General features: G+C 58.3%; 13 protein-coding genes. 11 read left to right on the top strand and 2 right to left on the bottom strand.

Annotation, left to right across the window (positions count from 1 at the left end):
- Positions 1-128 precede the first annotated feature (128 nt).
- The 8 genes from HMPREF1024_RS07835 (at position 129) to deoD (ending at position 8446) form a co-directional block, all read left to right on the top strand.
- Positions 129-290 carry a DUF1328 domain-containing protein gene (locus HMPREF1024_RS07835; protein ID WP_002887716.1) on the top strand — a complete coding sequence of 54 codons (162 nt, stop codon included), beginning with the start codon at positions 129-131 and terminating at the stop codon, positions 288-290.
- 153 nt (positions 291-443) lie between these two features.
- On the top strand, positions 444-1517 hold the full coding sequence (locus HMPREF1024_RS07830; protein ID WP_004146038.1) for a patatin family protein: 1074 nt from the start codon (positions 444-446) through the stop codon (positions 1515-1517).
- Entirely contained in the window at positions 1514-2308 is a 795-nt protein-coding gene (locus HMPREF1024_RS07825; RefSeq protein ID WP_004177496.1) for a metal-dependent hydrolase, read from the top strand. The genes HMPREF1024_RS07830 and HMPREF1024_RS07825 overlap by 4 nt, the downstream gene beginning before the upstream one ends.
- A 130-nt stretch (positions 2309-2438) precedes the next feature.
- On the top strand, positions 2439-3716 hold the full coding sequence (locus HMPREF1024_RS07820) for a NupC/NupG family nucleoside CNT transporter (protein ID WP_009309164.1): 1278 nt from the start codon (positions 2439-2441) through the stop codon (positions 3714-3716).
- A 416-nt stretch (positions 3717-4132) separates the two neighbouring features.
- A complete protein-coding gene (gene deoC / locus HMPREF1024_RS07815) occupies positions 4133-4912 on the top strand; it encodes a deoxyribose-phosphate aldolase (protein ID WP_002887784.1) in 780 nt (259 codons plus the stop codon).
- A 113-nt stretch (positions 4913-5025) separates the two neighbouring features.
- Complete coding sequence (deoA, locus tag HMPREF1024_RS07810; protein WP_009309165.1) at positions 5026-6348, top strand: thymidine phosphorylase; 1323 nt, start codon at positions 5026-5028, stop codon at positions 6346-6348.
- Positions 6349-6400: 52 nt separating this feature from the next.
- Positions 6401-7624, top strand: a complete 1224-nt coding sequence (deoB, locus tag HMPREF1024_RS07805) for a phosphopentomutase (protein WP_004151380.1) — start codon at positions 6401-6403, stop codon at positions 7622-7624.
- A 102-nt stretch (positions 7625-7726) separates the two neighbouring features.
- Complete coding sequence (gene deoD, locus HMPREF1024_RS07800) at positions 7727-8446, top strand: purine-nucleoside phosphorylase (protein ID WP_002887789.1); 720 nt, start codon at positions 7727-7729, stop codon at positions 8444-8446.
- 80 nt (positions 8447-8526) lie between these two features.
- On the opposite strand, the gene lplA is transcribed toward deoD, so the two are convergent.
- Positions 8527-9543: a lipoate--protein ligase LplA gene (gene lplA, locus HMPREF1024_RS07795; RefSeq protein WP_004146971.1), complete on the bottom strand. Its 1017-nt coding sequence runs from the start codon at positions 9541-9543 to the stop codon at positions 8527-8529.
- Positions 9543-10190 (bottom strand): YtjB family periplasmic protein, encoded by a 648-nt coding sequence (locus HMPREF1024_RS07790; RefSeq protein ID WP_009309166.1) that lies wholly within the window; start codon positions 10188-10190, stop codon positions 9543-9545. Before HMPREF1024_RS07790 ends, lplA begins: the two co-directional genes overlap by 1 nt.
- A gap of 104 nt (positions 10191-10294) precedes the next feature.
- Here HMPREF1024_RS07790 and serB point away from each other — a divergent pair, with 104 nt between their 5' ends.
- From serB to nadR, 3 genes are read left to right on the top strand one after another with little or no spacing between them, the layout of a single operon-like run.
- Positions 10295-11266, top strand: a complete 972-nt coding sequence (gene serB / locus HMPREF1024_RS07785) for a phosphoserine phosphatase (RefSeq protein WP_004886545.1) — start codon at positions 10295-10297, stop codon at positions 11264-11266.
- Between the two features lie 9 nt (positions 11267-11275).
- Positions 11276-12658: a DNA repair protein RadA gene (gene radA, locus HMPREF1024_RS07780; protein ID WP_009309167.1), complete on the top strand. Its 1383-nt coding sequence runs from the start codon at positions 11276-11278 to the stop codon at positions 12656-12658.
- Between the two features lie 21 nt (positions 12659-12679).
- A complete protein-coding gene (nadR, locus tag HMPREF1024_RS07775; RefSeq protein ID WP_004886547.1) occupies positions 12680-13912 on the top strand; it encodes a multifunctional transcriptional regulator/nicotinamide-nucleotide adenylyltransferase/ribosylnicotinamide kinase NadR in 1233 nt (410 codons plus the stop codon).
- Positions 13913-14015 lie beyond the last annotated feature (103 nt).

Here is a 14015-nt window from a genome sequence, read left to right on the forward strand (position 1 = left end):
CCTAGTTATTAACAAAAGTGTTGTCTGGCCAAGGTTGCCGAACGAATAGCAGCATCCACTGAGCGATGAGCTATACAGAAAGGGTGCGCAAACCGCTGTTCACCGTCCATTATGGTAAGGAGAAAAGTATGTTTCGATGGGGAATTATTTTTCTGGTCATTGCATTAATTGCTGCGGCTCTGGGCTTTGGTGGTCTGGCGGGTACGGCCGCTGGCGCTGCGAAAATCGTCTTTGTCGTCGGGATTATCCTGTTCCTGGTGAGCCTGTTTACAGGACGCAGACGTCCTTAGGCGGCCCGCGATGCGGGCGATACTGAAGCCTAAGCATTTTTACTGACACGTCATCTTACACAAAGCCAGTCCTGAGGACTGGCTTTCGCGGTTTAAGCGGCGGGCAAATTGCGTTACCTTGTCAGGAGAAGATCAATCGAACAGGAAAGTAGGGTGGGGCAACGCATTCCCGTCACGCTGGGCAATATCGCCCCGCTGGCGGTTAAACCCTTCCGACCAGGCAAGCTGGCGCTGGTATGCGAAGGCGGAGGACAGCGAGGGATTTTTACTGCCGGGGTGCTGGACGAATTTATGCGCGCCGGATTTAACCCCTTTGACCTGATGCTGGGTACTTCAGCCGGCGCGCAAAATCTCTCCGCCTACATGTGTAATCAGCAAGGCTATGCCCGCAAAGTTATCACCCGCTACACCACTTCACGCCAGTTTTTCGATCCGATGCGCTTTGTGCGCGGCGGCAACCTTATCGATCTCGACTGGCTGGTTGAGGCCACTTCGCAGCAAATGCCGCTTGCCATGAACTATGCCGAAGCGCAGTTCGCGTTGGGGAAAGAGCTGTGGCTATGCGCTTGCCGCGGTGACGATTACTCCGCCAGCTATTTTTCGCCGACGCCGCAAACGTGGCTGGATCTGATCCGCGCCTCCAGCGCCATCCCCGGCTTTTATCGCAGCGGCGTGTTGCTCGACGGCGTTAGCTACCTGGACGGCGGCGTCAGCGATGCGATCCCGGTGCAGGAGGCGGCCCGCCGCGGCGCCCAGACCATCGTGGTGATCCGTACCGTCCCTTCGCAGATGTTTTATACCCCGCAGTGGTTCAAGCGGATGGAGCGCTGGCTGGGAGAGAGTAGTCTGCAACCGCTGGTCAATTTGGTGCATCATCACGAAACCACCTACCGCGCCATCCAGCAGTTCATCGAGAAACCGCCGGGTAAGTTGCGGATCTTCGAAATCTATCCGCAGCGGCCGCTGCGCAGCATGGCGCTTGGCAGCCGACTACCGGCGCTGCTGGAGGACTACAAAACCGGACGCCAGTGCGGCCGTTATTTCCTGGCAACGGTGGGTAAACTACTGGCCGACCAGCCGCCGCTGCTGCGCCACGCGCCGCGTATTGCCCGGCCCGCGCCGGTGGTGGTGCCGCCGGTGCCGGTGGCCAATGAAGCGCCCCAGGCGACCATCATTCCTGCGCCCCAGGCGAATGACCCCAGTTTTGATCATGAGGATCTGGCGTGACGCACCGTTTTATCGATACCCACTGTCACTTTGATTTTCCCCCCTTCGCGGCAGATGAGGTCGCCAGCCTGGCGCGTGCGGCGCAGGCCGGCGTCGGGCGAATTATCGTTCCAGCCATCTCTGCTGAGCGTTTTAGCCGCGTGCTGGCGCTGGCAGCTCAGCACGAAGCGCTGTACGCCGCGCTGGGTATGCATCCGATCGTCATCGAAGAGCATACTGATGAGGGACTGGCGCAGCTGGAAGCCTTGATGGCGCAGCGGCCGCCTAAACTGGTGGCGGTGGGAGAGATTGGCCTCGATCTTTATCGCGACGATCCGCAGTTTGATCGTCAGCAGGCGCTGCTGGAAGCGCAGCTGAGGCTGGCGAAGCGTTACGATCTGCCGGTGATCCTCCACTCCAGACGCACCCACGATAAGCTGGCGATGCTGCTGAAAAAACATGCCCTGCCGCGTACCGGAGTCATCCATGGCTTTGCCGGCAGCCTGCAGCAGGCCGAGCGCTTCGTTCAGCTTGGCTATAAGATCGGCGTTGGCGGCACCATTACCTATCCCCGCGCCAGTAAAACCCGTGAAGTGATGGCGCGTCTGCCGCTTTCCGCTCTGCTGCTGGAGACCGATGCGCCGGATATGCCGCTAAATGGCTTTCAGGGACAGCCCAATCGACCGGAACAAGCTGCACGGGTATTTGAGGCGCTGTGTGAACTGCGTCCGGAGTCGCCGGCAGCCATAGAAGAAAGGATCATGCACAATACGCTCGCCTTGTTTTCCCTTCCCCCGGCCTCTGTATGGTGATCGATTTCTCATAATTGTCCATCCATATCATTGATTTGCTTAAAATGTGTGAAGCCAGACGGGCAGGATAGTTTCAGGCCGATATAATCACGCGGTTAGTACTGGACTATCAAAAACACAGGGAATCTGTATGCAAATCCTCATGGGACTTATCGGCATGGTGGCGCTATTGGCCATTGCTGTGCTGCTCTCCAATAACCGAAAAGCCATTAACCTGCGCACCGTGCTCGGCGCCTGGATAATCCAGGTGGGTATCGGCGCGTTAATATTGTATGTACCGGCCGGGCGCGCGGCGCTATTAGCGATGTCGAATGGCGTCGCCAGCGTTATTGCCTACGGCAATGAAGGGATTAGTTTCATCTTCGGCGGGCTGGTCTCCGATAAAATGTTCGAGGTGTTTGGCGGCGGCGGCTTCGTCTTTGCCCTGCGCGTGCTGCCGGTGATCGTCTTCTTCTCGTCGCTGATTGCCGTGCTTTACTACCTGGGCATTATGCAGCTGGTCATTCGCATTCTCGGCGGCGCGCTGCGGGCAGTGCTGAAGACCTCACGTACCGAATCGCTGTCGGCCACGGCGAACATCTTTGTTGGCCAGACCGAAGCGCCGCTGGTGGTGCGTCCTTATATCGCCACCATGACTCGCTCGGAGCTGTTTGCGGTCATGTGCGGCGGCCTGGCCTCGGTGGCGGGCTCGGTACTGGCGGGCTATGCGCAGATGGGCGTTCCGCTGGAGTACCTTATTGCCGCGTCGTTTATGGCGGCGCCGGGAGGTCTGCTGTTTGCCAAAATTATCGTACCGGAAACGGACAAACCGGACGATAACCCGGCTCATGACAGCCAAAGCGCTGACGCGGATAAACCGGCCAACGTGCTGGATGCCGCCGCCTCCGGCGCCGCGTCTGGTATGCAACTGGCGCTCAACGTCGGCGCGATGCTGCTGGCGTTTATTGCGCTGATCGCCCTGCTGAACGGCATACTCTCCGGCGTCGGCGGCTGGTTTAACCATCCTGAGCTGTCGCTGCAGATGATCCTCGGCTGGATCTTCTCACCGCTGGCGTGGGTGATTGGCGTGCCGTGGCACGAAGCGACGGTGGCGGGGTCGTTTATCGGCCAGAAGCTGATCATTAACGAGTTCGTGGCCTACATGAACTTTGGCGAATATTTAAAGGCAGATGCCGAAGTGGCGGCGGCCGGGCTGCAGGTCATTTCAGATCACACCAAAGCCATTATCTCTTTCGCGCTGTGCGGCTTTGCCAACCTGTCATCGATCGCCATTCTGATTGGCGGACTCGGGGGAATGGCGCCCAACCGGCGGCAGGATATCGCTCAGCTTGGGCTACGTGCGGTAGCGGCGGGGACGCTGTCCAACCTGATGAGCGCCACCATCGCCGGGGTTTTTCTCGCCCTGTAAGCCTGTCTCCTGAACCAGCGGCCACCGTGCCGCTGGTGTTGCTGTAAATGTGATAATTCCATCACCACTCTCTTTTTTGAAAAAAGGTTTATATTTCAATTTGTAGCGTTTTTATTGCCCGTAGGTTGGGCAAAATGTGCGCCACGCTATCGAGTGTACCTGTTATTGTGTGTTAGAATTATCACATTCTCATCGGCGGTATAGTATCGATTATGCTTAAGAGGGGACTAACGATAATTGCTGCGGTATTGAGTGCTAATTTGTGATGTTAATCACGTTACAGTAATGCAAATTAGTAAGTAGTTTTCATTAACTGTGATGAATGTCGAAGTGTAACGACGAGCGAATGTTACAATAGTAACAGACTCGCAAGGTGAACAAACTATTGATCCGGCATGACGCCGGCGGAGTATGAAATGACTGATTTAAAAGCAAGCAGCCTGCGCGCGTTAAAACTGATGGACCTGACCACTCTGAATGACGACGACACCAATGAGAAAGTCATTGCCCTGTGTCATCAGGCGAAAACGCCGGTGGGTAACACCGCGGCGGTCTGCATCTACCCGCGCTTCATCCCGATCGCCCGTAAAACGCTGAATGAGCAGGGGACGCCGGATATTCGCATCGCCACGGTCACCAACTTCCCGCACGGGAATGACGATATCGACATTGCGCTGGCGGAAACCCGCGCGGCGATCGCTTACGGAGCAGATGAAGTGGACGTGGTCTTCCCGTACCGCGCGCTGATCGCCGGCAACGAGCAGGTCGGTTTCGAGCTGGTGAAAGCCTGTAAGGAAGCCTGTGCGGCGGCTAACGTGCTGCTGAAAGTGATCATCGAAACCGGTGAGCTGAAAGAAGAAGCGCTGATCCGTAAAGCGTCTGAAATCTCTATCAAAGCCGGGGCCGATTTCATCAAAACCTCGACCGGTAAAGTGCCGGTGAATGCCACGCCGGAAAGCGCGCGCATCATGATGGAAGTGATCCGCGATATGGGCGTTGAGAAAACCGTTGGCTTCAAACCGGCGGGCGGCGTGCGCAGCGCGGAAGACGCGCAGCAGTTCCTGGCGATCGCTGATGAACTGTTCGGCGCCGACTGGGCCGATTCTCGTCACTATCGTTTTGGCGCATCCAGCCTGCTGGCTAGCCTGTTGAAAGCCCTGGGTCACGGCGACGGCAAGAGCGCCAGCAGCTACTAATCCCTTGATTTGCCGGATGGCGCTGCGCTTATCCGGCCTACGAATTGATGCCTGTAGGCCGGATAAGGCGCTCGCGCCGTCATCCGGCAATTTATTCTCTTTGGGAGGTTACCGTGTTTCTCGCACAAGAAATTATTCGTAAAAAACGTGATGGTCAGGCATTAAGCGATGAAGAGATCCGCTTTTTCATCAACGGCATCCGCGACAATACTATCTCTGAAGGGCAGATCGCCGCGCTGGCGATGACCATCTTCTTCCACGATATGTCTATGCCGGAGCGCGTTTCGCTGACCATGGCGATGCGGGATTCCGGTACCGTTCTGGACTGGAAAAGCCTCAACCTTAACGGTCCAATCGTCGATAAACACTCTACCGGCGGCGTCGGGGATGTCACTTCGCTGATGCTGGGGCCGATGGTGGCCGCCTGCGGTGGTTACGTACCGATGATCTCCGGCCGCGGCCTCGGCCATACCGGCGGTACGCTGGACAAACTGGAAGCGATCCCGGGCTTCTATATCTTCCCGGACGACAACCGCTTCCGCGAGATTATAAAAGATGTTGGCGTGGCAATTATCGGGCAGACCAGCTCCCTTGCCCCGGCCGACAAACGTTTCTATGCCACCCGCGATATTACCGCGACGGTGGACTCCATCCCGCTGATTACCGCCTCGATTCTGGCGAAGAAGCTGGCGGAAGGGCTGGATGCGCTGGTGATGGACGTCAAAGTCGGCAGCGGCGCGTTTATGCCGACTTATGAACTCTCTGCCGCGCTGGCCGAAGCGATCGTGGGTGTCGCCAACGGCGCCGGCGTGCGCACCACCGCGCTGCTGACCGATATGAATCAGGTACTGGCCTCCAGCGCCGGCAACGCCGTTGAAGTTCGCGAAGCGGTGCAGTTCCTGACCGGCGAATATCGCAACCCGCGCCTGTTCGACGTGACAATGGCGCTGTGTGTGGAAATGCTGATCTCCGGCAAGCTGGCGGCGGACGATGCCGAGGCGCGCGCGAAGCTGCAGGCGGTGCTGGATAACGGTAAAGCGGCGGAAGTGTTTGGCCGCATGGTCGCGGCGCAGAAAGGGCCGAGCGACTTTGTCGAGAATTATGCTAATTATCTGCCGACGGCGATGCTGAGCAAAGCAGTCTATGCTGATACCGAAGGTTTTATCAGCGCGATGGATACTCGCGCGCTGGGCATGGCAGTGGTTTCTATGGGCGGCGGCCGCCGTCAGGCATCGGACACCATTGACTATAGCGTTGGCTTTACCGAGATGGCGCGTCTGGGTGACCGCGTCGACGGACAGCGTCCGCTGGCGGTGATCCATGCCAAAGACGAGAACAGCTGGCAGGAGGCCGCGAAAGCGGTCAAAGCGGCCATTAAACTGGACGATAAAGCCCCGGAAATTACACCGACAGTCTATCGCCGTATCACTGAATAGCGATATACTGATCTGATCGCTTTTTTGCAGCGCAAGATGTATGGAGAACAAGATGAAACGTGCATTTATCATGGTGCTGGACTCCTTTGGGATTGGCGCAACGGAAGACGCAGACCGCTTTGGCGACGTCGGCGCCGATACGCTGGGCCACATTGCAGAAGCCTGCGCCAAAGGCGAGGCTGACCACGGCCGCAAAGGCCCGCTGAATTTACCGAACCTGACCCGTCTGGGTCTGGTGAAAGCGCATGAAGGCTCCACCGGTAAAATTGCCGCGGGTATGGATGGCAATGCCGAAGTGATTGGCGCCTATGCCTGGGCGCATGAACTTTCTTCCGGTAAAGATACCCCGTCCGGCCACTGGGAAATCGCCGGCGTGCCGGTGCTGTTTGACTGGGGCTACTTCAGCGACCAGGAAAACAGTTTCCCGCAGGAGCTGCTGGATAAGCTGGTGAAACGCGCCAACCTGCCGGGCTATCTCGGCAACTGCCACTCCTCCGGGACGGTGATCCTCGATCAGCTCGGCGAAGAGCATATGAAAACCGGGAAACCGATCTTCTATACCTCCGCTGACTCGGTGTTCCAGATCGCCTGTCACGAAGAGACCTTTGGCCTCGACAAGCTGTATGAGCTGTGCGAAATCGCGCGTGAAGAGCTGACCGAAGGCGGCTATAACATTGGTCGCGTGATTGCTCGTCCTTTCGTGGGCGACAAAGCCGGTAACTTCCAGCGTACCGGTAACCGTCACGACCTGGCGGTAGAGCCGCCGGCGCCGACCGTGCTGCAGAAGCTGGTCGACGAGAAAAACGGCCACGTGGTGTCCGTGGGTAAAATCGCCGATATCTACGCCAACTGCGGTATCACTAAGAAAGTGAAAGCCACCGGACTGGACGCGCTGTTCGACGCGACCATCAAAGAGATGAAGGAAGCGGGCGACGAGACTATCGTCTTCACTAACTTCGTCGATTTTGACTCCTCCTGGGGCCACCGTCGTGACGTCGCTGGCTACGCGGCGGGTCTGGAGCTGTTCGACCGCCGTCTGCCGGAGCTGATGGAGCTGGTTGGTGAAGACGACATTCTGATCCTCACCGCCGACCACGGCTGCGACCCGACCTGGACTGGTACCGACCACACCCGCGAGCATATCCCGGTGCTGGTGTACGGCCCGAAAGTGAAACCAGGTTCGCTCGGTCACCGTGAAACCTTCGCGGACATCGGCCAGACTATTGCGAAATACTTTGGTACGTCTGACATGGAATATGGCAAAGCCATGTTCTGAGGTCATTGCCCGGTGGCGCACAGCGATCCGGGCCTACGATTTGTAGGCCGGGTAAGGCGTAGCCGCCACCCGGCAAAAACAACAATGTAAAAGGAACTGAAGATGGCAACTCCTCATATTAACGCAGAAATGGGCGATTTCGCTGACGTCGTTTTGATGCCTGGCGACCCGCTGCGCGCGAAGCACATTGCAGAAACCTTCCTCGAAGATGTGCGTGAAGTGAACAACGTGCGCGGCATGCTGGGCTTCACCGGTACCTATAAAGGCCGCAAAATCTCCGTGATGGGCCACGGGATGGGTATCCCGTCCTGCTCTATCTACACCAAAGAGCTGATCACCGATTTCGGCGTGAAGAAAATCATCCGCGTGGGCTCCTGCGGCGCGGTGCGTGAAGATGTCAAACTGCGTGACGTGGTGATCGGCATGGGCGCGTGCACCGACTCTAAAGTGAACCGTCTGCGTTTCAAAGACCATGATTTTGCGGCGATTGCCGATTTCGGTATGGTGCGTAATGCGGTAGACGCGGCGAAAGCGCTGGGCGTTGACGCGCGCGTCGGCAACATCTTCTCCGCAGACCTGTTCTATACGCCGGACCCGTCCATGTTCGACGTGATGGAAAAATACGGCATTCTGGGCGTGGAAATGGAAGCGGCGGGAATCTACGGCGTGGCGGCGGAGTTCGGCGCGAAAGCGCTGACCATCTGCACCGTCTCCGACCACATCCGTACCCACGAGCAGACCACTGCCGCTGAACGTCAGACGACCTTCAACGACATGATCAAAATCGCGCTGGAATCCGTGCTGCTGGGCGATAAAGAGTAAGAGCTGTTGTGCCGGGTGGCGGCTTCGTCTGACCCGGCCTACGGTTTTCCAGGCCCGCTAAGCGCAGCGGGCTTTTTTTATCAGCGCACTGCGCCGGCAATCCACGCCGACAGTTCTTTCAGTTCCGCTTCCTGCTCCGGGAAATCGCCGACCAGCGCCTCGCACTGCTGCTGTAATACTTCTGCCCGATACTGACAGCCGACTAAGCGTGCCGCCAGGGCCTCCAGCGGCGCCGGGTTCAGGCTATCGGTAAAGGCCTGCGCGCGGGTGATATGCCCTTTTTCGACGTCAAAATGCAGCTCGACGCCGCCCCAGCGAAAGCGCTCGTCCAGAAGATGAGAGAAGGCCGGTGCCTGGCCGAAGTTCCACTCCCAGCTGCTCTGACGGGCGAAGGTCTCAGCAAAATTTGGTAGATCCGGCGTGTTGTCCGGGGAGATCACCTCGGCGTCCACCCGTTCGCCGTAATGGCTGAAGAATGCTTCCTGGATCGCCTCGCAAACTTGCTGATGGGTAATGCCCGGCAGCAGCTCAACCAGGTTCGCCACCCGTCCGCGCACCGAGGTAATGCCTTTAGCCTGCAGCTTTTTCTGGTCCGGGTTGAGGTAGTTGGCGAGACGGCTTAAATCGGCGTTGAGCAGCAGGGTGCCGTGATGAAAACCGCGGTCCATGGTTTCACGATAGGCGGAGCCGGAGACTTTGCGGTCGCCGCTGTCGGTTTTGACCACCAGATCGTTGCGCCCGGAGGCTTCGGCGGTTACGCCGAGTGAATTAAGCGCCGTCAGCACAATAGCGGTGGAGACGGTTTTGTCGTACTCCGGTTTGCCTGCCATAAAGGTAAAGCAGGTATTGCCGAGGTCGTGGAACACCGCGCCGCCGCCGCTGCTGCGACGGGCCAGCCGCACATGGTCTTCCTCCATGCGGCGGGTATTACACTCCTTCCACGGGTTCTGCGCGCGGCCGATGACCACGGTATCGGCATTGCGCCACAGGAACAGCACCCGCTGGGTGGCGGGCATCTGGCGGAAAATACACTCTTCGACCGCCAGGTTGAACCACGGGTCGTAAGAGTCAGAGAGCAGGAGGCGCAATGTGGACATTATAGATTTCCTTTCTTTTCATCGTCTTCATCCTCAACCGGCTTGTTGGCGGTGAGCAGGAAGGGCGATTGCTGCCAGCGGGTGCGTTTGCCCTGCAGCAGCGTGCGGGTCAGCACCACGCCGATAGCCAGGGACAGCAACAGCATCAGGCGTAAGATATTGGTGGTATTATCCACCTGCTTCGCCTCGGTCGCCAGGGTATGAGTATCGAGGGTCAGACGCAGGTAGCCCAGCGGGCCGTTTTTTCCTGGCACCGGTTCGACAATCTGCTGGTTGAAGTAGCCGCCGGCTTTCTTACCATCCAGCGCCAGCCGGTCGCGAACCTCGACGCTTTCGCCAGAGCGCGCCACCAGGTCGCCCTGTTCGTCATATACCCCGGCGTCAAGTACGCGGCTGTTGTGGGTGAGCTGCGTCAACAGCTGATGGATGCGCTTCTCGTCCGGCGTCTCGCTGCGCATTAGCGGCGCGAGATTCAGCACCACCTGCTGCGCCAGCGTGCGGGCCAGCTCTTCCATCTGCGGATTGCGTTGTTTCTGACTGTTCTGACTGAACCACGAGGCGCCCTGCATCAGCGCGACGAGCAGGGCGAGACAGATAAGGACAATGACCGCACGATGCAGCCGGAATTTCAGTTTTGCGCGAACCATATTCCACCTTTGAAAATTTGCAGCTTAATGTTGCCAGAAGCGCTGGTTACAAGGTAGCCTCATGCGTTATTTTCCTCGCCTGAATGAAGAGATGTGGAGCCGTAATGCCTAACAGTTTGACCTGGTGCGACCTGCCTGAAGACGTTTCCCTGTGGCCTGGGTTGCCGCTTTCCCTGAGCGGTGACGAGGTCATGCCGCTGGATTATCACGCCGGGCGCAGCGGTTGGCTGCTGTACGGACGTGGGCTGGATAAACGCCGTCTGACGGCGTGGCAGCGCGAGCTGGGCGCCGCGTTAGTGATCGTCGCCTCCTGGGTGGTCGAGGATTACCAGGTGATCCGCCTGGCGGGCTCGCTTACCCCGCGTGCGACGCGACTGGCGCATGAGGCGGGGCTGGACGTCGCGCCATTGGGTAAAATTCCCCATCTGCGCACCCCAGGGCTGCTGGTGATGGATATGGACTCCACGGCGATCCAAATTGAATGCATCGATGAGATCGCGAAACTGGCCGGCACCGGCGAGCTGGTGTCAGAAGTGACCGAGCGGGCGATGCGTGGCGAGCTGGACTTCACCGCCAGCCTGCGCCAGCGCGTGGCGACACTAAAAGACGCCGATGCCAACATTCTGCTGCAGGTTCGCGACGCGCTACCGCTGATGCCGGGCCTGGCGCAGCTGGTGCTCAAGCTGGAAACGCTGGGCTGGAAGGTGGCGATCGCCTCCGGCGGCTTTACCTTCTTTGCGGAGTATCTGCGCGACAAACTGCATCTCGACGCGGTGTTCGCCAACGAACTGGAGATCCGCGACGGTAAGCTTACCGGCAACGTGCTCGGCGATATCGTCGATGCCAAATACAAAGCCAATACGCTGCGCAAGCTGGCGGAAAAGTATGAGATCCCAACGGCGCAGACCGTGGCCATCGGCGATGGCGCCAACGACCTGCCGATGATTAAGGCTGCCGGGCTTGGCATCGCGTATCATGCGAAGCCTAAAGTGAATGAACAGGCGGAAGTGACTATCCGCCACGCTGACCTGATGGGGGTATTCTGTATTCTCTCGGGCAGCATGAACCAAAAGTAAGAGGTAAACGTGGCGAAAGCTCCAAAACGCGCATTTGTCTGTAATGAATGTGGTGCGGATTATCCGCGGTGGCAGGGGCAATGCAGCGCCTGCCATGCCTGGAATACCATCACCGAGATGCGCATCGCCGCGTCGCCGCAGGTGGCGAGAAACGAGCGTTTGTCAGGCTACGCCGGTAACGCCGGCGTCTCGAAGGTGCAGAAGCTGTCAAACATCAGCCTGGAAGCGCTGCCGCGTTTCTCCACCGGGTTTAAAGAGTTCGATCGCGTACTCGGCGGCGGCGTGGTGCCGGGCAGCGCGATCCTGATTGGCGGCAACCCCGGCGCGGGGAAATCGACCCTGCTGCTGCAGACTTTGTGCAAGCTGGCGGAAGGGATGAAAACGCTGTATGTCACCGGGGAGGAGTCCCTGCAGCAGGTGGCGATGCGCGCCCATCGCCTTGGGCTGCCGACGGCGAACCTGAACATGCTCTCGGAAACCAGCATTGAGCAGATCTGTCAGATTGCCGATGAAGAAAAACCGCAGCTGATGGTGATCGACTCAATCCAGGTGATGCATATGGCCGACGTTCAGTCGTCGCCGGGCAGCGTCGCCCAGGTACGTGAAACGGCGGCCTATCTGACGCGCTTTGCCAAAACTCGCGGCGTGGCGATCGTTATGGTCGGCCACGTCACCAAAGACGGTTCGCTGGCCGGCCCGAAGGTGCTGGAGCACTGTATTGACTGCTCGGTGCTGCTGGACGGTGATGCCGACTCCCGCTTCCGCACTCTGCGCAGCCACAAAAACCGCTTTGGCGCGGTGAATGAGCTGGGCGTTTTCGCCATGACCGAGCAGGGGCTGCGCGAAGTCAGCAACCCGTCCGCTATCTTCCTCAGCCGGGGAGATGAAATCACCTCCGGCAGCTCGGTGATGGTGGTCTGGGAAGGGACCCGCCCGCTGCTGGTGGAGATCCAGGCGCTGGTGGATCACTCGATGATGTCCAACCCGCGCCGCGTGGCGGTGGGGCTGGAACAGAACCGTCTGGCGATCCTGCTGGCGGTGCTGCATCGCCACGGCGGCCTGCAGATGGCCGATCAGGACGTTTTCGTCAACGTGGTCGGCGGGGTGAAGGTCACGGAAACCAGCGCCGATCTGGCGCTACTGCTGGCGATGGTCTCCAGCCTGCGCGATCGCCCGCTGCCGCAGGACCTGGTGGTCTTTGGCGAAGTGGGGCTGGCCGGCGAAATTCGCCCGGTGCCGAGCGGTCAGGAGCGTATCTCCGAAGCAGCGAAGCATGGCTTCCGCCGCGCCATCGTCCCGGCGGCCAATGTGCCGAAAAAAGTGCCGGAAGGCATGCAAATCTTTGGTGTGAAAAAGCTTTCAGACGCGCTAAGCGTTTTTGACGACTTATAATAAGTTAAAAGGAGATTAGCGATGTCGTCATTTGACTATTTAAAAAGCGCCATAAAGCAGAAAGGCTGTACCCTGCAGCAGGTGGCGGAAGCCAGCGGGATGACCAAGGGGTATCTCAGCCAGCTGTTGAACGCCAAAATCAAAAGCCCGAGCGCGCAGAAGCTTGAAGCGCTGCATCGCTTCCTCGGGCTGGAGTTTCCCCGCCGACAGAAAAGCGTCGGCGTGGTGTTTGGTAAGTTTTACCCGCTGCATACCGGGCACATCTATTTGATTCAACGCGCCTGTAGCCAGGTCGATGAGCTGCATATCATCATGGGCTACGACGATACTCGCGACCGCGAGCTGTTTGAAGAGAGCGCCATGTCGCAGCAGCCAACGGTGCCTGACCGCCTGCGCTGGCTGCTACAGACCTTTAAGTATCAGAAGAATATTCGCATCCATGCGTTCAATGAAGAGGGGATGGAGCCCTATCCGCACGGCTGGGATGTGTGGAGTCATGGGATCCGCGCTTTTATGAGCGAAAAAGGGATCGAGCCGAACCGGATCTATACCTCGGAAGAGGCCGATGCGCCGCAGTACCTTGAGCATCTGGGGATCGAGACGGTGCTTATCGATCCTAAGCGGACCTTTATGAATATTAGCGGCGGCCAGATCCGCGAGAACCCGTTCCGCTACTGGGAATATATTCCGACGGAAGTGAAACCGTTCTTTGTGCGGACGGTGGCGATCCTCGGCGGCGAGTCGAGCGGTAAATCAACGCTGGTCAATAAGCTCGCCAATATCTTCAATACTACCAGCGCCTGGGAATATGGCCGGGATTATGTCTTTTCGCATCTCGGCGGCGATGAGATGGCGCTCCAGTATTCTGATTACGATAAAATTGCCCTCGGGCATGCCCAGTATATTGATTTCGCAGTGAAATATGCCAACAAGGTGGCATTTATCGATACCGACTTCGTCAGTACTCAGGCGTTCTGTCTGAAGTACGAGGGGCGTGAGCACCCGTTCGTGCAGGCGCTGATTGATGAATACCGCTTTGACCTGGTGATCCTGCTGGAGAACAACACCCCGTGGGTGGCTGATGGGTTACGCAGTCTTGGGAGTTCGGTGGATCGTAAAGAGTTTCAGTCGCTGCTGGTGTCGCTGCTGAAAGAGAATGAGATCGAGTTCGTCCATGTTAAGGAGTCGGACTATGATACGCGCTTCCTGCGCTGCGTCGAGCTGGTGAAGCAGCTGATGGGGGAGCAGGGGTAGATCCTCTGCGGGCTGTTGCCCTCACCCCGGCCCTCTCCCGGTGGGAGAGGGAGCAAACCCTAAAAAGGCAACTTGCGTTGCCTTTTACTTTTACCTTGCCCTC

Source organism: Klebsiella sp. 4_1_44FAA (assembly GCF_000238715.1).
GTDB classification, from domain to species: Bacteria; Pseudomonadota; Gammaproteobacteria; order Enterobacterales; family Enterobacteriaceae; genus Klebsiella; species Klebsiella pneumoniae.